21 protein-coding genes are annotated in these 25,482 nt (G+C 73.1%); 13 read left to right on the forward strand and 8 right to left on the reverse strand.

The features are described 5' to 3' along the window. Nucleotides 1-2 precede the first annotated feature (2 nt). From ABGB06_RS28015 to ABGB06_RS28025, 3 genes are all read left to right on the forward strand, one after another. Nucleotides 3-2,072 carry a prolyl oligopeptidase family serine peptidase gene (locus ABGB06_RS28015; protein ID WP_347594360.1) on the forward strand — a complete coding sequence of 690 codons (2,070 nt, stop codon included), beginning with the start codon at nucleotides 3-5 and terminating at the stop codon, nucleotides 2,070-2,072. Between the two features lie 570 nt (nucleotides 2,073-2,642). Further along, complete coding sequence (locus tag ABGB06_RS28020) at nucleotides 2,643-3,074, forward strand: CBS domain-containing protein (protein ID WP_347594362.1); 432 nt, start codon at nucleotides 2,643-2,645, stop codon at nucleotides 3,072-3,074. An 85-nt stretch (nucleotides 3,075-3,159) separates the two neighbouring features. Continuing rightward, nucleotides 3,160-3,414, forward strand: coding sequence for a LapA family protein (locus tag ABGB06_RS28025; protein WP_347594364.1), 255 nt, complete (start codon nucleotides 3,160-3,162; stop codon nucleotides 3,412-3,414). Nucleotides 3,415-3,449: 35 nt separating this feature from the next. Here ABGB06_RS28025 and ABGB06_RS28030 read toward each other — a convergent pair whose 3' ends face one another. Next, a complete protein-coding gene (locus ABGB06_RS28030; protein WP_347594366.1) occupies nucleotides 3,450-4,793 on the reverse strand; it encodes a geranylgeranyl reductase family protein in 1,344 nt (447 codons plus the stop codon). Nucleotides 4,794-5,149: 356 nt separating this feature from the next. Between ABGB06_RS28030 and ABGB06_RS28035 the strand changes: the two genes are divergently transcribed. From ABGB06_RS28035 to ABGB06_RS28060, 6 genes are all read left to right on the forward strand, one after another. Next, nucleotides 5,150-5,911: a DeoR/GlpR family DNA-binding transcription regulator gene (locus tag ABGB06_RS28035; RefSeq protein WP_347594368.1), complete on the forward strand. Its 762-nt coding sequence runs from the start codon at nucleotides 5,150-5,152 to the stop codon at nucleotides 5,909-5,911. Between the two features lie 130 nt (nucleotides 5,912-6,041). After that, nucleotides 6,042-7,397, forward strand: coding sequence for a sugar ABC transporter substrate-binding protein (locus ABGB06_RS28040; RefSeq protein ID WP_347594370.1), 1,356 nt, complete (start codon nucleotides 6,042-6,044; stop codon nucleotides 7,395-7,397). Beyond that, complete coding sequence (locus ABGB06_RS28045) at nucleotides 7,394-8,398, forward strand: sugar ABC transporter permease (protein ID WP_347594372.1); 1,005 nt, start codon at nucleotides 7,394-7,396, stop codon at nucleotides 8,396-8,398. The genes ABGB06_RS28040 and ABGB06_RS28045 overlap by 4 nt, the downstream gene beginning before the upstream one ends. Next, the gene (locus ABGB06_RS28050) at nucleotides 8,395-9,282 is read left to right on the forward strand and encodes a carbohydrate ABC transporter permease (protein WP_347594374.1); all 888 of its coding nucleotides are present in this window, start codon (nucleotides 8,395-8,397) and stop codon (nucleotides 9,280-9,282) included. The genes ABGB06_RS28045 and ABGB06_RS28050 overlap by 4 nt, the downstream gene beginning before the upstream one ends. Then, entirely contained in the window at nucleotides 9,279-10,268 is a 990-nt protein-coding gene (locus tag ABGB06_RS28055) for a zinc-dependent alcohol dehydrogenase family protein (protein WP_347594376.1), read from the forward strand. Before ABGB06_RS28050 ends, ABGB06_RS28055 begins: the two co-directional genes overlap by 4 nt. Nucleotides 10,269-10,416: 148 nt before the next feature. Beyond that, nucleotides 10,417-11,262 (forward strand): SAM-dependent methyltransferase, encoded by an 846-nt coding sequence (locus tag ABGB06_RS28060; protein WP_347594378.1) that lies wholly within the window; start codon nucleotides 10,417-10,419, stop codon nucleotides 11,260-11,262. A 33-nt stretch (nucleotides 11,263-11,295) separates the two neighbouring features. Here the strand turns inward: ABGB06_RS28060 and ABGB06_RS28065 are convergent, their stop codons facing one another. The 3 genes from ABGB06_RS28065 to ABGB06_RS28075 all read right to left on the reverse strand — a co-directional run bounded on the left by ABGB06_RS28065 (nucleotide 11,296) and on the right by ABGB06_RS28075 (nucleotide 14,462). Beyond that, complete coding sequence (locus ABGB06_RS28065) at nucleotides 11,296-11,883, reverse strand: hypothetical protein (RefSeq protein ID WP_347594380.1); 588 nt, start codon at nucleotides 11,881-11,883, stop codon at nucleotides 11,296-11,298. 17 nt (nucleotides 11,884-11,900) lie between these two features. Next, nucleotides 11,901-12,401: an SRPBCC family protein gene (locus tag ABGB06_RS28070; protein ID WP_347594382.1), complete on the reverse strand. Its 501-nt coding sequence runs from the start codon at nucleotides 12,399-12,401 to the stop codon at nucleotides 11,901-11,903. Between the two features lie 138 nt (nucleotides 12,402-12,539). Then, the gene (locus tag ABGB06_RS28075; RefSeq protein ID WP_347594384.1) at nucleotides 12,540-14,462 is read right to left on the reverse strand and encodes an alpha-L-fucosidase; all 1,923 of its coding nucleotides are present in this window, start codon (nucleotides 14,460-14,462) and stop codon (nucleotides 12,540-12,542) included. 122 nt (nucleotides 14,463-14,584) lie between these two features. On the opposite strand from ABGB06_RS28075, the gene ABGB06_RS28080 reads away from it, so the two are divergent. Next, entirely contained in the window at nucleotides 14,585-16,531 is a 1,947-nt protein-coding gene (locus ABGB06_RS28080) for a family 20 glycosylhydrolase (RefSeq protein WP_347594386.1), read from the forward strand. A 48-nt stretch (nucleotides 16,532-16,579) separates the two neighbouring features. Continuing rightward, entirely contained in the window at nucleotides 16,580-17,167 is a 588-nt protein-coding gene (locus ABGB06_RS28085) for a GrpB family protein (RefSeq protein ID WP_347594388.1), read from the forward strand. A 68-nt stretch (nucleotides 17,168-17,235) separates the two neighbouring features. Here the strand turns inward: ABGB06_RS28085 and ABGB06_RS28090 are convergent, their stop codons facing one another. Further along, on the reverse strand, nucleotides 17,236-17,934 hold the full coding sequence (locus tag ABGB06_RS28090; RefSeq protein WP_347594390.1) for a TetR/AcrR family transcriptional regulator C-terminal domain-containing protein: 699 nt from the start codon (nucleotides 17,932-17,934) through the stop codon (nucleotides 17,236-17,238). Nucleotides 17,935-18,042: 108 nt separating this feature from the next. Here ABGB06_RS28090 and ABGB06_RS28095 point away from each other — a divergent pair, with 108 nt between their 5' ends. Together ABGB06_RS28095 and ABGB06_RS28100 are read left to right on the forward strand one after the other, a co-directional pair. Beyond that, nucleotides 18,043-19,542 carry an MFS transporter gene (locus ABGB06_RS28095; protein WP_347594392.1) on the forward strand — a complete coding sequence of 500 codons (1,500 nt, stop codon included), beginning with the start codon at nucleotides 18,043-18,045 and terminating at the stop codon, nucleotides 19,540-19,542. 134 nt (nucleotides 19,543-19,676) lie between these two features. Next, entirely contained in the window at nucleotides 19,677-22,328 is a 2,652-nt protein-coding gene (locus ABGB06_RS28100; protein WP_347594394.1) for a glycosyl hydrolase family 28-related protein, read from the forward strand. Between the two features lie 2 nt (nucleotides 22,329-22,330). Here the strand turns inward: ABGB06_RS28100 and ABGB06_RS28105 are convergent, their stop codons facing one another. From ABGB06_RS28105 to ABGB06_RS28115, 3 genes are read right to left on the reverse strand one after another with little or no spacing between them, the layout of a single operon-like run. Next, nucleotides 22,331-23,203 (reverse strand): carbohydrate ABC transporter permease, encoded by an 873-nt coding sequence (locus tag ABGB06_RS28105; RefSeq protein ID WP_347594396.1) that lies wholly within the window; start codon nucleotides 23,201-23,203, stop codon nucleotides 22,331-22,333. Nucleotides 23,204-23,208: 5 nt separating this feature from the next. Next, nucleotides 23,209-24,144, reverse strand: coding sequence for a sugar ABC transporter permease (locus tag ABGB06_RS28110; RefSeq protein ID WP_347594398.1), 936 nt, complete (start codon nucleotides 24,142-24,144; stop codon nucleotides 23,209-23,211). Beyond that, nucleotides 24,141-25,454: a sugar ABC transporter substrate-binding protein gene (locus ABGB06_RS28115; protein ID WP_347594400.1), complete on the reverse strand. Its 1,314-nt coding sequence runs from the start codon at nucleotides 25,452-25,454 to the stop codon at nucleotides 24,141-24,143. The genes ABGB06_RS28110 and ABGB06_RS28115 overlap by 4 nt, the downstream gene beginning before the upstream one ends. Between the last annotated feature and the right edge of the window lie 28 nt (nucleotides 25,455-25,482).

Here is a 25,482-nt window from a genome sequence, read left to right on the forward strand (position 1 = left end):
GGATGAGCACGCCCCCGCGCACGCCTTCGACCACGTCCCCGAGCGCGCCTCCGAGCACGCCGGGGGACACCGTCCCGTACGGCGCCTGGCCGTCCCCGATCGACGCCGCCCTGGTGGCCGCGCGCGACGGCGGCCCCGAGTTCCTCGGCGCGGTCGGCGAGGAGCTGTGGTGGACCGCGCCGCGCCCGGCCGAGGCCGGGCGCCGCGCGCTGCTCCGGCTCCGGCCCGGCGCGACCGAGCCGGTCAGCGTGCTGCCCCCGCCGTGGCACGTCCGCAACCGGGTCATCGAGTACGGCGGCCGGCCCTGGGCCGGACTGCCGCGTCCGTCCGGAGGGCCGCTGATCGTCTTCAGCCACTTCCTCGACCAGCGCCTGTACGCCGTCGAGCCGGACGTCGGGGGCGGCGGCGCCGTGCCCACCCCGTTGACCCCGGTGTCCGGGGTCGGTGGCGGCCTGCGCTGGTGCGATCCGGTGATCAGGCCGGAACTGGGCGAGGTCTGGTGCGTGCTGGAGGAGTTCACCGGGCCCGGGGCCACCGCGGTGCGCCGGCTGCTGGTCGCGGTCCCGCTGGACGGCGCGGCCGCGGAGGACCGCTCCGCCGTCCGGGAGCTGACCGACGACCGGCACCGGTTCGTCACCGGACCCCGGCTCTCGCCCGACGGCCGGCACGCCGCCTGGCTGGCCTGGGACCATCCGGCCATGCCCTGGGACGGCACCGAGCTCAGGCTCGCCGACGTCACCGGCGACCCGCCGCGGCTCACCGGGGCGCGCACCGTCGCCGGCGGGCCCGACGAGGCCGTGGCGCAGGTGGACTGGGCCCCCGACGGCACGCTGCTGGCGGTCACCGACCGCACCGGCTGGTGGAACCCGTACCGCCTCGATCCGGCGGACCCGGCCGGCCCGCCAGCCAACCTGCACCCGGCCGACGAGGAGTTCGCCGACGCCCTGTGGCGCGTCGGCTGGCAGTGGTTCGCGCCGCTGGACGACGGCTCGGTCGCGGTGCTGCACGGCCGCGGCGCGCTGCGCCTCGGCATACTCGACCCGGACACCGGCCGGCTGGCGGACGTGCCGGGGCCGTGGACCGAGTGGTCGCCCTGCCTGGCCGTGCAGGGCACCCGGGTCACCGGCATCGCCGCGGGGCCCGAACGCGAACACGAGATCGTGCAGCTCGACACCGCCACCGGCCACTGCCGGGTGCTGGCCGAACCGCACCACGACGCCGTGGACCCCGCCTACTACCCGGAGCCGGTCACCCGGGTCGTCGCCGGGCCCGACGGACGCGACATCCACGCCACGGTGTACCCGCCGCGGAACCCCGACGTCACGCCGCCGGCCGACCGGCCGCCGCCGTACGTGATCTGGGCGCACGGCGGCCCCACCTCCCGGGCCGCGCTCGTCCTCGACCTGGAGATCGCCTACTTCACCTCCCGCGGCATCGGCGTCGCCGAGGTCAACTACGGCGGGTCCACCGGACACGGCCGCGCCTACCGGAACCGGCTGCGCGAGGCGTGGGGCGTGGTGGACGTCGAGGACTGCGCCGCGGTGGCCCGGGCGCTGGCCGCCGACGGCGTCTGCGACCCGGACCGGATCGCCGTGCGCGGCGGCAGCGCCGGTGGCTTCACCACCGCGGCCTCCCTGCTGTCCGAGGACACGGCGGGGCTGTACGCGTGCGGCACCATCAAGTACCCGATCCTGGACCTGGCCGGCTGGCTGGACGACGACACCCACGACTTCGAGTCCCGCTACCTGGAGTCGCTGGTCGGCCGGCCGGACGAGGTGCCCGCGCGCTACCGCGAGCGGTCCCCGATCACCCACGCGGACCGGCTTTCCGCGCCGTTCCTGCTGCTCCAGGGCATGGACGACGTGATCTGCCCGCCCGTGCAGGCCGAGGGCCTGCTGGCGCTGACCGCCGGCCGCGGCGTGCCGCACGCGTATCTGGCGTTCCCCGGCGAGGGCCACGGCTTCCGCCGCGCCGAGCACATCGTCCGCGCCGTCGAGGCGGAACTCGCCCTCTACGCCCACGCCTTCACCTTCACCCGCCCCGACCTCCCCACCCTCCCCCTCCGCCACTGAGCCGCTGCGCGGCGCCCGGCCACCTACCGCCGCGCGGTCGGTGGCGAGCCCGGGGCCGCCGGCCCCGGACCCCGCGTCGCTGGGCCGCTGTGGGTTCAGCCGGGTGCGAGCGGCCGCCCGCTGGTGGCCGGGGCGCGGTCGTCGGCGAGCCCCGCGCCGCCCGACTGGGCCCACGGGGCACGTCTGCCCTGCCCCTCCGCTACCGGGTCGCTGCGCCGCTCAGCCGCACAAGGAGCGACGCCCCCGCGGGCGCGGCCGGCCCGCCGGCGGGCGGGCTGGGCTGGCGTCTCGCCAGCGGGGCGAGGCGGAGGGCCCCGGCATCGCTGGCCGGGCGCCGGGGGCGCAGTCGCTGGAGGGGCGCCCCGCTGCCGGCCGCGCCGGTCGTCGGCGGGCACCCGGTCGCCGGACATCGCGGGTGCCGGCCGGCCGGCACCCGCGCCCGCGGGGAATCGTCCCGGATCGCCCTGCATAAATCGGCGCACACCGGTCACCCGCCCGGGGTCGGCGGTTTCCGCCCGCGCGTGGGTGCCGCCGAGCACGACTGACTCCGCAACCCAGGAGGCACGAACCATGACCACCGCAGCCGACATCATGAGCCCCGGCCCGCAGTGGATCCCCTCCACCGAGACGCTCGACCGGGCCGCTCAGCTGATGCGCGAACTCGACGTGGGGGCGCTGCCGGTCAGCGACGTCAACGATCCGGACGAGCGCATGTGCGGCATCGTCACCGACCGCGACATCGTGGTGGAGTGCGTGGCGGCCGGCCACGACCCCTCCCGCGTCACGTGCGGCGAGATCTGCAAGGGCACCCCGCGATGGATCAGTAGCGACGCGACCGCCGACGAGGTGCTGGAGGAGATGGAGAGCCACCGCATCCGGCGGCTGCCGGTCATCGACGAGAACAAGCGACTCGTGGGGATGATCAGCGAGGCCGACCTGGCCCGACACCTGCCCGATCAGCAGGTGGGGGAGTTCGCCGAGCACATCTACGCGAACGCCTGACGGCTGACCGACTCCGGCCCCATTGCCCCGCGCCGGATCCCGCGCCTGACGCGCGGGATCCGGCGCGGGCTCGCATGCTGGAGACATGAGTACCAGGTCGCCGGGCCAGCGAGGCCAGCGGAATCCGAAAGGCCCCAGCGGCGAGTTCTTCACGCCGGGCCGCATCGTCCTGATGGTGATCGCGGCCCTGACACTCGTCTTCATCTTCGAGAACAACCAGCGGACCAAGATCCGGCTGCTCATCCCCGAGGTCACCATGCCGCTGTGGTTCGCCCTGCTGGGCACCGCGGTGATCGGGGCACTGTGCGGCGTGTACCTGGCCCGCCGTCCACCGCGCTGAGCCCGCCGCCGAGCCCGCCGGCAAGGCGCCCGCGGTCAGGAGCGGGCGCGGGGCAGCCGGGCGGGCACCGCGCGGATGAGCGGGGCGAGGACCCGGTCGAGGGCGTCGCCGCCGCGCTCGTCCCGCACGTTGGCCAGCAGCCGCAGGCCGACGCGCCGCACCGCCGGCGAGGCCACCAGTCCGCGCCCGAGCGAGGACACGAAGGCCGGCCTGCCCAGCAGCCGCGCGAACGCCGTGCCCAGCCGGTAGTAGCGGGCGTGCCGCTGGTGCAGCTCCCGGGGGTAGCGCCGCAGCAGCGCCTCGCGCCGGGACGCCGCCCCGCGGGCCAGGGCGTCGGCCGTCAGCTCGGCGGCCAGCTCGCCCGCCTCCATCGCGTAGGAGATGCCCTCGCCGTTCCACGGGCTGATCATGCCGCCCGAATCGCCCGCCAGGAGCACGCCGCGGACGTAGTGCGGCAGCCGGTTGAAGCCCATGCCCAGGGCCGCGCCGCGCACCGGCCCGGCGGCCCCGCCGGGGTCGCTCAGCCCCCACTCCTCGGGCGTTCGGGCCAGCCACAGGTCCAGCAGCCGGCGGCTGTCCCGGCGCTCGGCGCCGCGCTGGCTGATCAGGCCGAGGCCCACGTTGACCCGCCCGTCGCCCAGCGGGAAGACCCAGGCGTAGCCCGGCAGCAGGGGCTGGCCCGGGCCGGCCCGCAGCTCCGGCCAGATCTCCAGATAGCCGTCGTCGTGCCGGGCCGGCGAGCGGTGGTACCGGCGGATCGCGGTGGCCACCGGGCGCCGCCCGAGGCGCTGCACGCCGAGCGCCACGGCCAGCCGGGCGGACACGCCGTCCGCCGCGACGACCACGGGCGCCTCGCAGGTCACCTGCCGTTCCTCGGGTCCCACCACCGCCCGGACCCCGCGCGCCCGGCCGTCCCGGTCCAGGACGGGCTCGGTGACCCGCGCCGAGGTCCACAGCCGCGCCCCAGCGTCGACCGCCCGGTGGGCCAGCAGGTCGTCGAAGTCGTGCCGGGAACGGGTCAGGCCGTGGTCGGGGTAGCGGGTGCTCTCCGGCCAGTCGACCTCGGCGCCGCGCCCGCCGAAGACCAGCCGCACGCCCCGGTTGCGGTGCCAGCCGGGTCCCGTGACGTCGACGCCCATCCGGCGCAGCTGGTGGACGGCGCGCGGGCCGAGCCCGTCGCCGCAGACCTTGTCGCGGGGGAACGTGGACTTCTCCAGCAGCAGCACGTCGAGGCCGTGCCTGGCCAGGTGGTACGCGGCGGCGGAGCCGGCGGGACCGGCGCCGACGACGATCACGTCGGCCGACCCGCGGGCGTCCGAGCCGTCGACAGGGCCGTCGGGAGGGCCGCCGAGCGGGCCGCCGGTGGGGGAGTCGGACATGGGCGGACCTCCCGGTGAGCAGGGGCGCCGGAGTATCGGGACAAACATACCCATCACCGACCCGGCCAACCGGCGCGTCGGGCCCGGCCATGACCGGCCTCGGGCGAGAACGGGCGGCAAACGGGCGAGCCGGACGCCCGACCGGGCATCGTCGCGATCGGGAGAAAGTGCCTTCCCCGCACGCCGCGCCGCATCGGGCGGGCCCGGGACTCGGGCACATCCGGGCACGATAATCCTCACCTTGAGCCTGTTCGGTACCGTTTGCCGGCGGTAGAACTTCCCTGTCACGCCCGAACGGGCAGCACACGCAGCAGACGGCAGCAGACGGCAGCAGGCGGAGAGCGAAGGGGGACACCATGACCGCGGAGGAGCGACAGCGCGCGATCGTCGGCGCCGCCCGGGCCGCCGGGTCCGTCGAGGTCACCGAGCTCGCCAGGGAGCTCGGCGTCGCCAAGGAGACGGTGCGCCGCGACCTGCGCGCGCTGGAGGCGCACGGCCTGCTCCGCCGCACGCATGGCGGCGCCTACCCCGTGGAGAGCGCGGGCTTCGAGACCACGCTCGCCTTCCGCTCCACCATGCACGTCCCGGACAAGCGGCGGATCGCGACCGCCGCGGCCGAGCTGACCGGGGACGCCGAGACGATCTTCGTCGACGAGGGCTTCACCCCGCTGCTCATCGCCGAGTCCCTGCCGAGGAACCGGCCGCTGACCGTGGTCACCGCCTCCCTGGCGGTGGCCGGCACCCTGGCCGCCGTCGACGGCTTCACCGTGCTGCTGCTCGGCGGCCGGGTGCGCGGCGGCACGCTGGCCACCGTGGACCACTGGGTGACCCGGATGCTCTCCGGATTCGTCATCGACCTGGCCTTCATCGGGGCCAACGGCATCTCCCGCGAGCACGGGCTGACCACCCCGGATCCGGCGGTCAGCGAGGTCAAGCAGCGGGCGGTGCTGGCGGCCAGGCGCCGGGTGTTCGTGGGCGTGCACACGAAGTTCGGCGTGGCCAGCTTCTGCCGGTTCGCGGCCGTCTCCGACCTGGACGCGATCGTGACCAGCACCAGACTCGGCGCCGCCGAGGCGCACCGGTACTCCCTCCAGGGACCCCAGGTCATCCGGGTCTGACCCGCGGCGACCCCTTCCTCCCCACCCGCAGCTCTCACAGCTCCGACAACCACGTCCACCGCGACGACATCGTCAGTCCCGGGCGCCCTCGCGCGCCCGCTCACATCTCATCCACCCAGGAGTCCCCAGCATGCGCGGTCAGCGTCGACGCACCATGCGCTCCCTCATCGCCGCCGTAGCGGCCGGCGCGGTGCTCACCGCCTGCGCCGGAGCCGGCGAGATCGGCTCGGGGGGCGACAGCATCAACGTCCTGATGGTCAACAACCCGCAGATGACTCAACTCCAGCGCCTCACCGAGGAGCACTTCACCGAACGCACCGGCATCGAGGTGAACTTCACGGTGCTGCCGGAGAACGAGGTCAGGGACAAGATCAGCCAGGACTTCGCGAACCAGGCCGGCCAGTACGACGTGGCCACCATCAGCAACTACGAGACCCCGATCTTCGCGGCCAACGGCTGGCTGCACGCCCTCGACCCGTACGTCAACCAGGACACCGACTACGACGCCGAGGACGTGCTGCCGCCCATCCGGCTCTCGCTGACCGGGGAGGACGGGCAGCTCTACGCCCAGCCGTTCTACGGCGAGTCGTCCTTCCTGATGTACCGCGAGGACGTCTTCCAGGAGCACGGCCTAACCATGCCGGACCGCCCCACCTGGCAGCAGGTCGCCGACCTGGCGGCCCAGGTGGACGAGGCCGAGGACGACATGAAGGGCATCTGCCTGCGCGGGCTGCCCGGCTGGGGCGAGGTCCTCGCCCCGCTGACCACGGTCGTCAACACCTTCGGCGGCACCTGGTTCGACGCCGACTGGGAGGCCCGGCTCACCGACCCCGAGTTCGTCGAGGCCACCGAGTTCTACGTGAACCTGGTGCGCGAGCACGGCGAGGCTGGCGCCGCCCAGTCCGGCTACGCGGAGTGCCTCAACAACATGGTCCAGGGCAACACCGCCATGTGGTACGACGCCACCGCCGGCGCCGGCTCCCTGGAGGCCGACGACTCCCCGGTCGCCGGGAAGATCGGCTACGTGCCCGCTCCGGTCCAGGAGACCGACAGCTCCGGATGGCTCTACACCTGGGCCTGGGGCATCCAGCAGGCGTCGGGAAACCCCGACGCCGCCTGGGAGTTCATCAGCTGGGCGTCCAGCAAGGGCTACGAGGAACTGGTCGGCGAGACCGTCAGCTGGACCGACGTGCCGGCCGGCAAGCGTTCCTCCACCTACGACAACCCCGCCTACCAGCGGGCCGCCTCCGCCTTCGCCGAGGTGACCAGGGACGCCATCGCCGAGGCCGATCCGGTCAACCCTGGTCTCCAGGAACGGCCCGCCCCGGGCATCCAGTTCGTCGGCATCCCCGAGTTCGCGGACCTCGGCACCCGGGTCTCCCACGAGATCAGCGAGGCCATCGCGGGACGCCAGAGCGTGCGGGAGGCACTGGAGAAAGCCCAGGACATGGCCCAGGAGATCGCGGAGGAGTACCAGGACCGATGAGTACCTCGACGAATCCCCCGCCGCAGTCCCCGCCCGTGACGGCCGACCCCGCACCGGCCGCGCGCCGCCCCGCACCCCCCGCGAGCGCCGCGCGCAACGCCTCCTCCTCCCGGGCCCGTGCCTGGGCCACCCGGGCGCCGTTGATGCCCGCCCTGGTCTTTCTGATCGTGGTGACCCAGCTGCCGTTCGCGGTCACGCTGGTGATATCGCTCTTCGACTGGAACGCGCTCTATCCCGACGAGCGGGCGTTCTCGGGCTTCGACAACTACACGACGGTGCTCGAGGACGAGGCCCTGCGCGAGTCCGTCGTCACCACCGCGCTGCTCACCGCGACCGTGGTGCTGGTCAGCCTGGTGCTCGGCATGCTCCTCGCGCTCCTGCTCGACCGGAGGTTCCGCGGCCGTGGCCTGGTGCGGACCATGGCGATCACCCCGTTCCTGATCGTCCCGGTGGCCGCCGCGTTGCTGTGGAAGCACGTGCTCTTCAACCCCGAGTACGGGCTGCTCAACGGCGGGCTCGCCTGGTTCGGCGACCTCTTCGGCTTCACCGCGCCGCAGCCCGACTGGGTGTCCGACATGCCGCTGGCCGCCGTCGAGGTGGCGCTGATCTGGCAGTGGACGCCGTTCATGATGCTCATCCTGCTGGCCGGGCTGCAGAGCCGGTCGGAGGAGACCCTGGAGGCCGCCCGGATGGACGGCGCCAGCGGCTGGCAGATCTTCCGCCATCTGACGCTCCCGCATCTGCGGCGCTACCTGGAGCTCGGCGCGCTGCTCGGCTCGATCTACATCGTCCAGAACTTCGACGCGGTCTTCACCATCACCGCCGGCGGCCTGGACACCGCGAACCTTCCCTACTCGATCTACCAGGAGTTCTACCAGGCGCAGGAGTACGGGGTGGCGTCGGCGGCCGGGGTGCTGGTGGTCATCGGCTCCCTCGTCATCGCGACCTTCGCGCTGCGCGTGGTGTCCTCGCTCTTCCGTGAGGAGGGGAGCCGCTCATGAGCACCGCGACCGCGACCTCGACCGCCGCCTCGACCAGGTCCCGCTCGACCGGGCCCCGCTCGGCCGGACCGCGCCGGAACGTGCGCGCCTCGGCGCTCGGCCTGCTGGCCTGGCTCGCCGGCCTGGTCTTCTTCCTGCCCGTGGCCTACATGCTGCTGACCTCGTTCCACGCCGAGTCGGACGCGGCCAGCAATCCGCCCGACCTCACCGCCCCGCTCACGCTCGGCAGCTACCGAGAGTTCTTCGGCAGCAACCCGTGGCCGCCGCTGATCAACTCCACCACCGCGTCCGTCTGCTCGACGCTGCTGGTGTTGCTGCTGGCGCTGCCCGCCGCGTACGCGCTGTCCATCCGGCCCGTGCGCAAGTGGACCGACGTCCTCTTCTTCTTCCTCTCCACGAAGATGCTGCCGGTGGTGGCGGGCCTGCTGCCGATCTACCTCTTCGCCAAGAACACCGGCTTCCTGGACAACGTCTGGCTGCTGGTCCTGCTCTACACCTCGATGAACCTGCCGATCGCGGTGTGGATGCTCCAGTCCTTCCTCGCCGAGGTGCCGGTCTCGGTCATCGAGGCGGCCCATCTCGACGGCGCCCGGCTGCCCGTCATCCTCGGCCGGGTGATCGCCCCGATCGTCCTCCCCGGCATCGCCGCCACCGCGCTGATCTGCTTCATCTTCAGCTGGAACGAGATGCTCTTCGCGCGGGTGCTCACCGGCGTGATCGCCGAGACCTCCCCGGTGTTCCTGACCAGCTTCATCACCAGCCAGGGCCTTTTCCTGGCCCAGGTGTCCGCCGCCTCGATCGCCATCTCCCTGCCGGTGCTCGCCGCGGGGTTCGCCGCCCAGGACAAGCTGGTCCAGGGCCTGTCGCTAGGAGCAGTCAAGTGAAAGCCGCCCTCATCGAATCCGTCGGCACGGTCTCCCTCACCACGGTTCCCGACCCGGCCCCCGGGCCGCGCGAGGTGGTGGTGGACGTCGCCGCCTGCGGCCTGTGCGGCACCGACCTGCACATCCTGCAGGGCGAGTTCGCGCCCCGGCTGCCGATCGTGCCGGGCCACGAGTTCGCCGGCGAGGTGGTGGGGGTCGGCGCCGAGGTCACCGAGCTGACGGTGGGGGACCGGGTCGCGGTGGACCCCTCGCTCTACTGCCACGAGTGCCGCTACTGCCGGACCGGGCACGCCAACCTCTGCGACCGCTGGGCCGCCATCGGGGTGTCGGTGTCCGGCGGCGCGGCCGAGTACGCGGTGGCGCCGGTCGCCAACTGCGTCCGGCTGCCCGACCACGTCGGCCTCCAGGACGCGGCGCTGATCGAGCCGCTGTCCTGCGCGGTGCGCGGCTACGACGTGCTGCGCTCCACGCTCGGCGCCCGGGTGCTGATCTACGGCTCGGGCACGATGGGGCTGATGATGCTGGAACTGGCCAAGCGCACCGGCGCCGCCGGCGTGGACGTGGTGGACATCAACGCCGACCGGCTGGTCACGGCCCGCACGCTCGGCTGCTCCCGCACGGCGACCGGCGCCGACGAGTTCGACCGCCCGGAGGGCTGGGAGGTGGTCATCGACGCCACCGGCAACGCCGCGGCCATCCAGGACGGCCTGGGCCGGGTCGCCAAGGCCGGCACCTTCCTCCAGTTCGGCGTCTCGGACTACGCGGCGACGGCCACCATCGAGCCGTACAAGATCTACAACCGGGAGATCACCATCACCGGCTCGATGGCGGTGTTGCACAGCTACGAACGCGCGGCCGAACTCTTCGCCAGCGGCATCCTCGACCCCCAGGTCTTCATCAGCGACCGCCTCCCCCTGACCGAGTACCCCGCCGCCCTCGACCGCTTCGCCGCCGGCCTCGGCCGCAAGATCGTGGTCCTGCCGTGACCGGATGAGCCCGACGGCCGGCCGACCCCGCGCGTTCGCGGGGTCGGCTCCGCCGGATCTTCACGCCGGCCGGAACGAAACCGGTGCCCCGCGCAGTTAATCTGACTGATCGTAAGGTGAGACGGCGAGAGGCGACGAGAGGCTCAGCATGCGCGACAACCAGCCCGCCGCGGGGGCGGCTTCGGAGGTGACGCTGGAGGATCTGCGCCTGGACCGGCCGCATTCCGCCCGGATGTACGACCACTTCCTCGGCGGCAAGACCAACTACGAGGCCGACCGCGAGGCGGCGGCACGGGCGGTGACGGTGTATCCCGGCATCGTCGTGCTGGCCAGGGAGAACCGCGCGTTCATGCACCGGGCGACCCGGATGCTCGCCGAGCACGGCATCCGGCAGTTCCTCGACATCGGCACGGGCATCCCCACCCGGCCCAACCTGCACGAGGTGGCGCAGGGCGTCGGGCCCGAGTCCCGGGTGGTGTACGTCGACAACGACCCGCTGGTGCTCGTCCACGCCCAGGCGCTGCTGGACAGCTCCCCCGAGGGGCGCACCGCCTACATCAGGGCGGACGCCAACCAGCCGGAGCAGATCCTCTCCGCGCCCGAGCTGACCGCCACGCTCGACCTCAGCCGGCCGGTGGCGCTCAGCCTCAACGCCATCGTGCACTTCCTCCCCGACGAGCGGGACCCGCACGGCCTGATCGGGCGGCTGCTGGACGCCCTCCCGTCCGGCTCCGCGCTGCAGATGAGCCACGCCACCCCGGACTTCGACCCGGAGGCCACGGCGCGGGCCGTGGAGATCTACCGGGCCAGCGGCACCCCCGCGCAGGTCCGCACGAAGCAGGAGGTGGAACGCTTCTTCGCCGGCCTCGACCTGGTGGAGCCCGGCATCGAGGTGGCCCACCGCTGGCGCCCGGACACACCCGAGGGGAGCGCCCGCGAGACCCCGACGGACGCCGAGGTCAGCCTCTGGGTCGGCGTCGCCTTCAAGCCCTGAGACGGGCGGCCCGGGCCACCACAGCACTCAGGCTCAGGCGAGCTTGGGCCAGGTGCCCGGATCCCTGTGGTCGTTCTCCGGAGCGTTGGCGTGGGCGTACCAGCCGGGCTTGGAGTTCCACACGGACAGCGGCGCGGTCTTCACGGTGAGGGAGGTCGGCCGTCCCATCGGCCACCTGTCCGGCACGCCCCACGAGCGCACCCACGCGTGCAACTCGTCCCAGCCCCTGAGCGGGGTGTCGGTCAGCTTCGCGAACACCTTGTTCCCGACCCGGCAGTGCGGGAAGAAGAGGGCCTCGATCTGGATGACCACCTTGCCCGTGCGGTTGGGCTTGATGCCGCCCGGCGGGTCGGCCAGCGCCTTGCAGCGGGAGGTGGCCGGGAAGAACTGGGCGAACTTGCCGGTGAAGGGATCCCACAGGATGTGCGGTGCCGAGCCCCTCCCGCTTCCGGTGAAGAAGCTCTTGAGGTCGGCGAACGGCTTCAGGGGCAGGGGCCGCGAGGCGGTGGCCTCCTCGTCCGCGGTGATATGGGCGATCGCCTTGGGCGGCTTGTCCTGTTCGCACGGCGCGTGGTCGCCGAGGTCGTTCTTGGTGGCTTCCGGGAACCACTGAGCAGGCATGACTCCGACCCCTTTCCCTAGGGAGTGTCTCCTTCCCGGTCATCGTGTGACTGGTTCGTGGCTCCCGCAAACGGAGTAGTCCGGCGCTGCTCGCGCACCGCGATCCGGGCCAGCTTCGTCAGCATCATGCCGTTGCGGACCGCGACGACGTAGTCCACGGGGAGCCCGTGCATCCGGGTTCCGGGGCCGCGCAACGGGTGCCAGTCGAGGACGAACAGGGTGTGCTCGTCCCAGGGGATCAGGTTCATGGCGATCCGGGCCGCGCCGAAGCGGTCCGCCTTCGCCTCCAGCTCAAGACGGCGCTCCGGTTCGCAGATGCGCACGACGCAGGCGTCGTCGAGGGTCAGCCGGCCGACGCCGACCCGGACGCGCAGCCGGGCGCCCACGTCCGGCCAGTTCGGGTCCGCCGCGAGGACCCGCTGCGTGCCCGTCACCCACTCCCCGTACCGACGGCCGTCGGACAGCAGGCCCCAGACCGTGGACGGCGGACTCAGGATCAGCCGGCGGGTCCGGGCCACACTGACCACGCTCCTTCCGCCGGACAGTCACACACCGTGCCCTCCGAGGCTAGCCGCGGGGCCCCACCCGGGCACCCGGAAACGTGCCCACGGCGGTGCCCCGCTGGGCCAGTCGGGTGAACGCCCGAGCGAGCCGACCTACGCCCCGCGGGCCAGGTAGAGCCCGGCGAAGGCGAGGTGGGGGGTGGCGCGGGTGATGCGGATGTGGAGGCGGAGGCGGGTGGTCGTGAGGGGGGTGGGGAGCGTCAGGATGCGGCTGTAGCCGATGGTGGTGCCGGTGCCGACGGTGGACCAGGACGTGCCGGTCCGGGCGTCCACGGCGAAGTCCTCGACGCGCTGGCCGCGCGTGATGTCCTCGCCGAGGCGGATCCGGTCGAACGTCACCGGGTGCGGCAGGCGGAGCTCCAGGGTGCCGGTCGTCGCCTCGTCCGCGGGGGTCCAACCGGTGTCCAGCGCGTCGTCCGTCAGGGCGGCGATCAGCGGGTCCTGGTCGGCCGCGGCGGCCAGCAGGTTGGTGCCGTAGGTGGCGCGGATCGTCGCGGCGAAACCGGTGAGCGCGTCCACGTCGGCCCGGTCGAGCCGGCCGCTCGGGGCGGGCGGGACGTTGAGCAGCATCACGGCGTTGCGGCCCACGGACGTCAGGTACCGGTCGACGAGTTGGGCGGGCGTCTTCGGCGTCTCGTCCGGGTGGTAGAACCAGCCGGGCCGGATGGAGAAGTCCGCCTCCGCCGGGAACCACTGGAGGTACCGCACGTCGGGTCCTGTCAGCACGGACCGGGAGCCGATGTCCCCGGCCTGCGCGCCGCCGGGGATCAGGCCCTCGTTGTGCGCGGTGTCCGGGTCGGCCGTCGCCGGGACGACGCTCCACTCGGTGGTGCGGGCGACGCCGTCCTCGTTGCCCACCCAGCGCGTTCCCTGGGGCCCCGCGAAGACCACGGTGTCGGGGGAGAGGGCCCGGATCACCCGGAACCAGGTGGTGAAGTCGTACTCCTGGGTGATCCCTGATCCGGCCCACGGGTTGGCGCCGTCCAGCCACAGCTCGTCGATCGGGCCGTACTCGGTGAACAACTCGTAGACCTGGTTGAGGTAGTAGGCGTCGTAGTCGTCGAGCGTCACGTCGAAGGACGGCAGCCGGCCGTCGGCCACGGCCTCGGCGCGGTCGTCGCCCGGTACCAGCGTCGGGATGGTGCGGGGCGTCGCGGCGCTGCCGTTGCCGAAGCGGCCGTGCCCGGCTGGCGGTGCCGGGGCGTCCTCCAACGTCGCCCGCTCGGCGTACCCGCGCTCGGACTCCGGCATCGCGCGGACGTAGGGAAGGTACGTGTCGGCGTGCCACCGGTGCGGCAACTCCGCGCCGTCCGAGGGCGAGAGGTAGACCCCGACGCGGAGCCCGGCCTCCCGGGCCGCGCGCACGACGACGCCCAGCAGGTCGCCGTCGGGGTTGCCGCAGCCGGCGTTCCTGACCTGCCAGTACGCGGACGGGTCGGCGCCCCGCCGCTCCTCCGCCTCGGCGCGGGCGCGGGCCACGGCGTCCGCGTCCTCGCAGCCCTCGGCGCGCACCCACCAGGGGCTGGCGACGACGGAGTGGCAGGTGTAACGCGTCGGGTAGAGCGTGAAGCCGTCGTGGTGCTTGGCGGTGAAGATGACCTGTTCGGCGCCCATCGCCCGGTAGGCGCGCATCCACTGCGCCACGTCCACGGAGGTCGGGGCGAACCGGGACTCCGCCTCCATGCCCGAGCCCCACTCGCGGTCGGTGAAGGTGTTCATCCCGAAGTGGGTGAACGCGATGATCTCCCGCCGCTGCCAGGCGACCTGGGACGGGCGGGGCACGATGTTCGCGGCCTTCTCCAGGATGCGGGCCGGGGTGTCGGACGGGTCGACGGGCAGCACGGGCGCGGGCTCCACGGCGGCCCGGCCGACCGCCGCACCCGCCGGGGCACCGACCGCCGCACCTGCCGAACCACCGGCCGCCGCGGCCGTGCCGGCCCCGGCGCCGGTCGCCATCCCGGTCGCCGCCATCGCGGCGAGCACCTCTCTGCGGGAGATGGAGCGGGAGTTGGACATGACCGCGCCGCCAATCTTGACAGGTTCGGGACAGCTAGGGAGAGGGTAGTCAGCGGTCGTTCTCGGGCGGAAGTGGTGAGAGGTGGTCGATCATGCGGCTGTTTCGTTCGGTTAGCCGGTCGGTGAGCCGCACGGTCTGGGTGCTCCTGGTGGCCCTGGCCCTGCTCGCGCCACCCGCCGCCGGGGCGTCCGCACCGCCCCGCCAGGCGCCGGCCCCGGCCGCCGTCCCCGAGGCGCTGCCCGCGCTGGCGGACTGGACCGCCGGCTCCGGCAGCCTCCGCCTCACCCCCGCCTCCCGCATCCTGGTACCGGACGAGGAACTCCGCGCCGACGCCGACACCTTCGCCGCGGACCTCGCGGACGCCACCGGCCTCCGGCTGCCCGTCCTGACCGACAGCGCCGGTGACGTGCGGCCCGGCGACGTGGTGCTCACGCTCGACCCGTCCCGCCGCGCCGCCCTCGGCGCGGAGGGCTACGAACTCGCCGTCGACGACGCCGTGCGCGTGACCGGGGCGACCGACGACGGCGCCTTCTACGGCACCCGCACCGTCCTCCAGATGCTGTCCGGCGGCGAGACGCTCCCGCGCGGCAGCACCGTCGACCAACCCGCATACCCGGAGCGGGGCGTGGGCGTCTGCGCCTGCTACATCCACGTGTCGCTGGAGTGGTTCGAGCGGCTGATGCGGGACATGGCGTACCACAAGCTGAACCAGCTGTGGATCGAGGCGAAGGTCGCCAGCGACGCGTACCCGAGGACCCGGTTCTGGGGCTACTACACCCGGGACGAGGTGCGGCAGCTGTCGGCGATGGCCCGGAAGTACCACATCACCCTCGTCCCGGAGATCAACTCCCCAGGCCACATGGACCCGTACCTGGAGAACCACCCCGAGCTCCAGCTCACCGACACCGCCGGCGAACGCTCCCCGAGCCGCCTCGACATCACCGAACAGGCGGCGTTCGACTTCTACACCGGCCTGCTGGACGAGGCCCTGACCGTGTGGGACACGCCCTACTGGCACATGGGCGCGGACGAGTACATGCTCGGCTCGCAGTACGCGAACTACCCGCAGATCGCCGCCTACGCGGAGGACCGCTTCGGACCGGACGCCATGCCGCAGGACGCCTTCGTGGACTTCGTCAACCGCGTCAACGCGCATGTGCGCGGGGACGGCAGGACGCTGCGGATCTGGAACGACGGGCTGACCGGCGAGCACACCATCCCGGTCGACGACGACATCCAGGTCGAGTACTGGCTCGCCGAACCGGGCCAGCGGCCCTCCTCGTTGCTCGCGGACGGGCACCGGGTGATGAACGCCGCCTACGCGCTCTACCTGGTGCGCGGCGGCTTCCACATGGACACCGAGCAGCTCTACGAGAGCGGCTGGACGCCGCTGGTCTTCGAGGGCGAGACGCTGACCGGGGAACAGCCGGGCGTGACCGGCGCCAAGATCACCCTGTGGCCGGACTCGGCGTCGGCCGAGACGGAGAACGAGGTGGAGGCCGCCGCGTTCCTGCCGCTGCGCTTCATCGCCCAGGCGACCTGGGGGAGTCCGCGGCCGGCCGACACGTACGCCGCGTTCGCCGCGCTCGCGGAACGCGTCGGGCACGCCCCGGGCTGGCGGAACGTGGACCGCCGGCCGCTGCCCGCCGGCGGCTACGCGCTCACCGTCCCGGGCTCCGACGCCGAACGGCTGGCCGTCGCCGGTTCGGAGGCGGTGTTCGCCGGCGACTCGGCGGCGACCTGGGAACTGACCCCGACCGACGACGGCTACTACCGCCTCCGCGCCGCCGGCACTCAGCGCTGCCTGGACGTGGTCCGCGGCACCCACTACCTGGGCGCGCCGCTGGAGGCCGGGGCGGTGCTCACCGTGGAGCCCTGCGCGGCGGACGACCGCACCCAGCGCTGGCAGCTCACGGAGGCCGCCGACGGAACGATCTCGCTGACCAACGCGATCTCCCAACTCGCCCTGACCCGCCACCCGACCGACGACACGGCGACCCAACAACCCCCGGACACCCACCCCACGCCCCCGCTGCTGCCGGTGCCCGCCGCCTCCCCCGCACCCTGACCCGCCGCGCCGAGCGCGGCCGCGGCCCGGTCCCGTAAGGTGGGCCGAATGCCCAGGAACCCGATGCTCGCGCCCCTCGTCGTCGACCATGACCCCACCTGGCACCGGCGAGGGCTCGCCCTCGCCGACGAACTGCGCTCCGCTCTCGCGCCGTCGGCCCTGCGCGTCGAGCACATCGGGAGCACCGGAATCCCCGGCATGGCCGCCAAACCGATCCTCGACCTGCAGGTCAGCGTCCACGATCTCGACGACGCCGCGCGCGCCTTCGACGGGCCCCTGGCCGACCTGGGGTTCGAGCGGAGCCGCCATCGGCACGACCACGTCCCCGCCGGATGCGACGACGACCCGGAGCGCTGGACGAAGCGGCTGTGGTCACGCTCCGGGCGGCCGGACGAGGACGTCAACCTGCACGTGCGCGTCCTGGGCTCGCCCAACGAGCGGCTCGCGCTGCTGTTCCGCGACTGGTTCCGGGTGCACCCCGAGGCGATCCCCGCCTATGCCCGCTTCAAGAGCGTCCTCGCGGACGCCGTCGACGACACGGGCGTCTACACCGACGTCAAGGACCCGGTCGTGGACCTCGTGATCACGGTCGCCGAGTCCTGGGCCGCCACGACCGGCTGGACGCCCCACGCGTGAAACGCTCCCCACGTGTACGCCCTCCCATGTGAACGCCCCCACGACCCGGCGGCCAGGGCCGGTACGGGCTACTCGGCGCGGTCGAGCTGTGCCTGGAGGCCGTCCAACAGATAGTCCAGGCCCGTGGTGAAGCTGCCGTCCCAGTCGTCGTCGTAGAGGTAGCCGTTGGCCGCCAGGGTCGGGTAGCGGGCCCGGTCGGCTCGCAGCCGCTCCTGGCCCACGCGTCGTTCCTCGTCGGTGATGTGCAGGGCGGTCTCGGCCGACGCGGAGCCCATGACGTGGTTGTAGAGCGCCCAGGTGGCCGCCGGGAGGCCCTTGCCGGTGAATCCGGCGCGAACGAGCGTCGCCTGCAGCAGCTCCATCCAGGCGAGGAAGTTCGGACCGATGGTCGGGCGCCGTCGGGCCGGGACGGCGGCGGCCCACGGGTGGCGGAGCAGCGCCGTCCGCCAGACCGTCAGCACCGTGGTGACGGCGTCGCGCCAGGGGGACGCGCCGACCGCCGGGGGCGCGGATCGGCCGAAGATCGCGTCGACGGCCAGGTCGATGACGTCGTCCTTGGTGTCCACATGCCAGTACAGCGACGGTGCGACGACGTCGAGACGCTCGGCGAGCCGCCGCATGGTGAGGCGGTCGATTCCCTCCTCGTCGAGCAGGGCGACGGCCGCGTCGACGATGCGGGTCAGCGTCAACGGAGGCTCGCCGCGGGACGGTCGACGCGGTCGCAGCCAGACGCTCCGGACGTCACCCTGCTCGCGCTGCCTGGCCATCGCCACCTCCTGTCCTGATCACCCTGACCGGTGCCAGCAGTGTAGTACGTTGTTCGCCGTCCCTAACATTGTTAGGGAGATTCGAACCACGTTAGAGAAGAGCGGCGGATGACCGAACCAGAGACGACCCAGCGCGAGACGACCGGTTCCGTGGGGCCTCCCGACCTCGTCGCCGCGCGGCGGCGACGGTGGACGCTGCTGGCGGTGAGCGCCGCCCAGCTCCTGGTGGTGCTGGACGGGACGATCGTGAACATCGCGTTGCCCTCCGCCCAGGCCGCGCTCGGGATGACCGACGCCAGCCGCCAGTGGGCGATCACCGCGTACGCGCTGGCCTTCGGCGGGCTGCTGCTGATCGGCGGCCGGATCAGCGGCTCGTTCGGCCATCGCCGCACCTTCCTCGTCGGCCTGCTCGGCTTCGCCGCGGCGTCGGCGCTGGGCGGGGCCGCCACCGGACCCGGCGTGCTGTTCGCGGCGCGGGCGTTGCAGGGCGCCTTCGCCGCGGCCCTCGCGCCCGCCGGGCTGGCCCTGCTGACGACCACGTTCACCGAGACGCGCGAACGCGGCCGGGCGCTCGGGGTGTTCGCCGCCGTCGGCGCCGCGGGCTCGGCCGTCGGCCTGATCGCCGGCGGTCTGCTGACCGAGTACGCCGGCTGGCGGTGGTGCCTCTACGTCAACGTCCCGGTCGCGCTCCTCGCGGCGCTCGGCACGGCGTTCGTGCCCCGGGACCGACCGATCCGCGGCGCCGGAGGCCTCGACGTTCCCGGCGCGCTGCTCAGCGCCGCCGGCTTCGCCGCGCTCGTGTACGGCTTCAACGAGGCCGAGCCGCGCGGTTGGGGATCGCCGCCGGTGCTGGCGCTGCTGCTGGGCGGCGGCCTGCTGCTGGCCGCGTTCGTCGCCGTCGAACTCCGCACCGCCCACCCCCTGCTGCCGATGCGGGTCCTCCTGCACCGCGTGCGCGGCGGGGCGTTCCTCGCGATCACCTGGATGTTCGTCGCGATGTTCGGCTTCTACCTCTTCATGAGCTACTACACCCAGACGGTCCTCGGCTACTCGCCGATCCAGGCGGGCCTCACGCTGATCATCAACGCGCTGGCCGCCCTGGTCGGCGCGACGCTGATCGCCGGCAGGCTGCACGGCCGCGTCGCCCCCGCCGCGCTGATCCTGCCGGGACTGCTCGCCGCGGCCCTCGGCGTTCTCCTGCTGACCCGGCTGACGGCGGACAGCACCGACGTCCTGCCGCTCTACCTGACGCCCGCGCTGCTGCTCACCGGGCTGGGCCTCGGCTGTGTCCTGCCGCCGACCGCCGGACTGGCCACCGCCGGAATGCACGGGCACGACATCGGGGCGGCGTCGGCGGCCTACAACGCCGCCCAGCAGCTCGGGGCGGCCCTCGGCACCGCGCTGCTCAACACCGTCGCGGCCAGCGCCACCGCGTCGTACCTGGTGTCGCACGGGCCGGCCGCGCGCACCGCGGCCTCGGTGCACGGCTACACCTCGGCCCTGACCGTCGCGTTCGGCATCCTCGTGGCCGCCGCCCTGGTCGCCGCGCCGCTGCTCACCGTGGCGCGACGGAGCCCGCCCCGGCCGGCGGCTGAGGCGGAGGCCTGAGCCGGCGGCCGGCCGGTGCGTGTCCCACGATCGGGTGAATCTGGGCGGCGGGGCCGGTGTCGGCCCCGGCGGTGGGCTTCGCTCGGCTCACGGCCGGACGGGCCGGGTGGCCGCGCGGCAGGCGGGAGCGGGCGATGGCAACAGCGGTGGTCGCGGTGGACGTCGCCGTGGGGGACGTGCTCTGTTCGGCCAGGGATCCCCTGGAACCGGAGAAGCTGACGAAGGCCGTCCCCGCGGCGCTCGCCGCCGGGACGACGGTGACCGGGGTCGCCGCCCAGCCGGCGGTGGCCGGCACCGCGGTGACGTACTTCGCCGCCGGCGAGCGGGTGCCCGCCGCGACGAGCGGGCTGCCGGCGGGGCCGGCCTGCACCGTCGTGGTGGACGCGTCGGCGCGGGCGGTGCGGCAGGTCCCGCTCCAGGAGGACTCCTGGACGGTCGGCACGTGCGACGCGCTGGGCGTGCTGACCGTGGCCGCGCGGCACGGTCTCGCCAACGTGCTGGACTTCGGCGCCAGGGCGGACGCCAGGACGGACGACTGGGTCGCGATCACCGCGGCCATCGCGTCGTTGATGGGCACCACGGGGACCGGCACGGTGTACTTCCCGCCGGGCTTCTACAACATCGGCCGCCCGCTGCTCGTCAGCGGCCTGCCCGGCATCGAACTGCGGGGCGAGAGCCGGGAGACGAGCGTGATCCGGTTCAACACCGGCGACCACGGCCCGGCCCTGTGCGTCTGCCCGGCCGAGGTGGGGCCGCTGCCCACCGGGGAGGCCCTGCTGTCAGGACCGGGCCGGGCCGGCGCGCTGGACCCGGGGCGCCTCGACACGCTGGATCTCCGCGACAGCGCGGCTCTCGACCTGGACGGGCTCGGCGCGTTCTCGGTGGAGTGCACCGTCCGGGTCGACGGCACGCCGGCCGGGACCATGGCCGTCATCTCCAGTTCCGGGCGGCGGAACGCGCGGGATCCGCAGCACCACGCCTTCACGTTGTTCCTGGTGACGGTCGCCGGGGCCGCGGCGCTCACGCTCTCCGCCACCGTGACCGTCGGCGGGCGGGAGGCGACCCTGCGGTTGCCCGGGGCCGTGCCCGTCGGCGTCACCACGCACCTCGCGCTCACCTACGACGGCGACCGGCTCCGGCTGTTCGCCGGGGCGCCGGGGACGACGACCGTCATGAAGGAGACGGCGGACGGGGAGGCGGGCGGGCCGCTGACCCAGGCCGTCGAGGAGGGGGTCTACCTCGGCCTCTACAGCGCGGCCTCCTGGCCCGAGTACCACCCGGTGCGCAGGGCGTTCCCCGGCCGGATCGACTCCCTCCGGATCTCCGCCCGGGCCACCAGGACCGCGCCGTTCACCGCGCCGACCGCCAAGTTCCCCACCGACAACGCGAGCAACGGCGACACCCGGCTGCTGGTCAACTTCGACCGCGACGTCGACGTCTTCACCGTCGGCTACACCTGGTACGGCCGGCCGCCGGGAGCGGCGCCGGTGCTGGTCTACCTGCCGCACCACTTCGACGGGATCCCCAGCTACGCCACGCCGGCGGTGCGGGACCTCGGCTTCCAGTCCCCGCAGGGCACGGGCGTCTACGGTCAGCTCGCGCCGGCCGTCCTCGACCGCGTCAAGGTGTCGGCGGCCCGGGACGGCATCCGCTTCCGCGGCCAGTCCTACCTCGCCGAGTTCGAACACGTCGACGTGGCCGCCGACCGCCTCGGGCTCCAGCTGAGCGGCAACACCGCGCTGGTCAACGTCAAACGGTTCCAGTGCCGCGGCGCCCAGTACGACTTCGTGGCCACGGGAGACATCGGGATCTTCGCGCGGGACTGGTACATCGGCAACCAGCGCTCGATCGTGCCCGTGCTCCTGACCTCCTCGGCGTCCTACGGCTCGTTCCACGGCGTGAGCATCGCGATCAGCTCGGAGAACGTTCCGCTGGTGCCGCCCGAGGAGCGGAGGTGGCAGGCCGCGGTGATGACCTCGCTGCTGAGCCATCTGGTGCTGGAGAGCTGCACCCTCGACACGAACCGAAGCGACACCACCCGGTGCCCGTGCGTCATCATCGACAGCTCGCACAACAGCCTCGGCGGCGCGGACAACTTCCACAGCAACTACACCTTCGTCAACTGCGACTTCTGGTCCAGCCCCGACGCGACGTCGGTGTTCGTGCTCTCCGGCGAGACCGTGCCGCATCCGGTGCGGATCATCGGCGGCCGCAAGAGCAGGCCGGCCGCCGCCCCGGCGCCGATCCCCTGGACGCTGCCCCACCAGGCGCCGCTCGTGTCGTTCGTCGGCGGCGCCGTCTCCACCACCGACGCCGGGTTGACCCAGTGGCAGGGGACCAGGGACTGGGTCTTCGCCTACGACACCAGCACCGGGCTGGTCCAGGCCGCGGAGCGGGAGACCCAGACGACGGGCTCGATCACCGCGGGCGGCGGCACCGACCTGTGCACGCTGCCCCTCGGCGCCGGCGCCACCATCCTGCGCGCCGAGGTCGCCCTCGCGGACACCGGCGGCAGGGCGGCCCGGTGGATCCTCGAACAGGGCTTCACCAGGACCGGAACGGGGACCGGCACCGGACCGGGAGCCGCCGTGCCCTGGGCCGCGGCGGCCCGGCTCCTCGACGCGTTCGGCTCCGCGAGCGGCGCGCCCCCGGCGGACTGGCCCGCCCCGACCCTGGTGGCGTCGGACGCGTCGGCCGACACCGCCGTCGTGCGCTGGACCGCGCCCGCCGGCCAGCGGCTGGCGTTCACGGTCAGGCTCCGCACCCTCGACGCGCTCGTCCCCTGACGTCACCCCTTGACGGAGCCGGCGGTGAGACCGGCCACGTAGAAGCGCTGCAGCGCCACGTACAGCACCACGCACGGGATCATCGCGATCACCGCGCCGGCGGCGAGGAGGCCGAAGTCGACGGTGCCGTAGGTGCCCTGCTGGAGGTTGGCCAGCGTGACCGGAAGCGTGTAGAGGTCCTGGTCGGTGAGGAACGTCAGCGCGCCGAGGAACTCCGTCCACGACGCCAGGAACGCGTAGAGCGCCACGGTCGCCGCGCCCGGCGTGACCAGCGGCCGCATCACCGACAGCAGCATCCGCAGCGTGCCGGCGCCGTCCATGTGCGCCGAGTCCTCCAGTTCGCCGGGCACGGCGGCGAAGGCGTTGCGCATCACGAAGACGCCGAACGGCAGGTTGAGCGTCGTGTAGAAGAGCACCAGGCCGAACAGCGAGTCGGTCAGGCCCATCGTGTTCATCTGCAGGTAGAGCGGGGTCAGGATGGCCTGGAAGGGCACCATCATGGTCAGCACCAGCACGCTGAACAGCACGCCGCGACCGCCGAACCGGTAGCGCGCGAAGCCGTACCCGGCCAGCGTCGACAGCAGCGCGGTGAGCGCCGCCGTGGACAGCGACACGATGAGGCTGTTCAGCACCGGGCGGGCCAGCGAGCCCTGGGAGAAGAGGTCCGTGAAGTTGGCCGTGGACCAGTCGAAGAAGGTGGACCAGCTGGGCGCGCCGATGATCACGTCGTTCGACTGGAGCGAGCGGACCAGCGCGAACGCCAGCGGCACGGCGAAGACGAGCGCGGCGCCCCCGCCGCCCAGCGCGTAGAGCAGGATCTTGACACGGTCCTCGCTCCGGCCGCGCGCCGAGCGGTTGACGGTGGTGGTGGCCATGGGCTTCAGTCCTTTTCGCGGAGCAGCCAGAGCTGGGTGGCGGCGATGACGGCGATGACGAGCACGAGGATCAGCGACATCGCGGTGGCGGCGCCCAACTGGAGGTCGACGAAGGCGCGTCGATAGATCGACATGACCACCGTCGTGGTCTCAGAGCCGGGCCCGCCCTGGGTGAGGATGAGGAACTGGGTGAAGGCCAGGAACGAGCCGATGACCGAGATCACGGTGCTGAACGCGATGGTGCGGCGCACCATCGGCAGGGTGACGTCGCGTTCGGTGCGCCACCAGCCGGCGCCGTCCATCTCGGCGGACTCGTAGATCTCCCGGGGGATGGCCTGCATGCTGGACAGCAGCAGCACCATCGTCAGGCCCGAGGTGCCCCAGATCACCAGGACGCAGATGAGGCCGGTGGCCAGCGGGCCGTCCACCAGCCAGGCCGTCGTGCCGTCGGTGATGCCCAGGGACTTCAGCAGCACGTTGAGCGCGCCGCTGTTCGGCTGGGCCTCCAGCAGCATCACGAAGCTGATGGTGGTCAGCCCGATGATGAACGGCAGGAAGAAGACGGTGCGCAGCAGGGTGGAGCCGCGCCGGTTGGCGCGGACCAGGACGGCCAGCCCGTAGCCCAGGGCCAGGATGGGCACGGTGACGATCGCCGTGTAGGTCAGGGTGTAGAGCAGGGAGTGCCGGAAGACCGGATCGGACAGCGCCAACGAGTAGTTGTCGAGTCCGACGAACTCGTAGTCGCCGATGAGCGGGAAGTCCGTCAGTGAGACGTAGACCGCGACGACCAGCGGCGTGAAGACGAACACGATGACGAAGAGCACGGCCGGCATCACCAGCGCGAGCCCGGTGGACGGCGGGTTGGTGAGCGACCCCCGGCGCCGTCGGGCGGCGGGGCGTTCGGCTGGTCGGCCGGCGGATCGGGTGGCGGTGGCGCTCATGCGTCCCCCTGGCGCAGGATCTCGTCGAAGCGTTGCTGGGCGTCGGCCATGGCGCCGTCGACGTCGCCGCCGAAGACCGCCCGCCGGAACATGGCCAGCCACGGTCCGTCGTTCTGGTTGTAGATGCGGTTGTAGGCCAGCGACAGCGGCGCGTGTCCGGCGTCGATGTCGAGCAGGGTGGGCAGCGCGAGCGGGAACCGCTCGCGGTAGTCGGCGGTCGCGGCGTCCGAGCGGACCGGTATGTAGCCGCTCTCCGGCAGCGCGGCCTGCTGTTCGACCTCCAGGCAGAACCGCACGAACTCCCAGGCGGCCACCGGGTTCTCGGAGCCGTTGGGCAGGCAGAAGTTGTTGCCGCCGTCGAAGAACGAGCCGCCGCCGTCGGGGCCGCTGAGCAGCCGGACGGCGGTGTGGTCGAGCAGCCCGTCCGGCGCGTCGCGGCTGATGATGCCGTAGCCGTTGGGGATCATCGCCACCTTCTCCTCGTGGAAGCCGGCGGCCCACAGCGCCCCGTCGTCGGAGTCGGCGTTCGAAGGCACCAGGCCCTCGTCCCACAGCGTGTGCAGGAAACGCAGGGTGCGGCGCAGCGCGTCGTTGTCCCGGATGGTGGCCCGCTGGTCGCCGATCTCGCCGGCGATGAGGTCGGCGTCCGCCGCCCAGAAGTGCGGCTGCACGGTGAAGGCCAACGCCCCGCTGCCGTTGCCGGGATAGGACCAGCCGTGGATGTCGTCGCCGAGCGCGGAGACGGCGCGGGCCGCCTCCAGGTAGCCCTCGAAGGAGCCGGTCGCGTCGTCGATCCCGACGCCGGCCCGGTCCAGCAGGTCGAGGTTGCACCACAGCGCCGAGTTGTCCGCGAGGGCGGGAACGCCGTGGTAGCGCCCGTTCCGCTCCGCGAGGGCCAGATGGCCGGGGCTGAGCCGGTCGCGGAACGGCAACTCCTCGATGAGCGGCGTGAGGTCGGCGAAGACGCCGCGGTGGATGAAGGCCGCGGAGTTGATGTCGTCGATGTCCACCAGGTCCGGCACCCGGCCGCCGCGGATGGCGGTGGCCAGCTTGGTGACGTACTGCCCGTCCGGCACGGGCGTGAGGTCGACGCGCACCTGGTCCTGCGCGGCGTGGAAGCGGTCCACCAGCCACTGGCTCACCGGCGACATGCCGCCGCGACACCACAGGCTGAACGTGCCGCGGGCCGGCGCGTCGAACCGGGACGCCGTCACGTCGATCGGCGGGGGCGACTTGGCGCAGCCGCCGAGTAGCACGCCGGCCGCGCCCGCCCCCATCAGCGACAGGAATCGGCCCCGAGTCAGCCCCATCGTCGTGCCCCAATCGTCCGTGCCCGGC

The organism is Streptomyces sp. B6B3 (assembly GCF_039871525.1).
Taxonomy (GTDB): domain Bacteria; phylum Actinomycetota; class Actinomycetes; order Streptomycetales; family Streptomycetaceae; genus Streptomyces.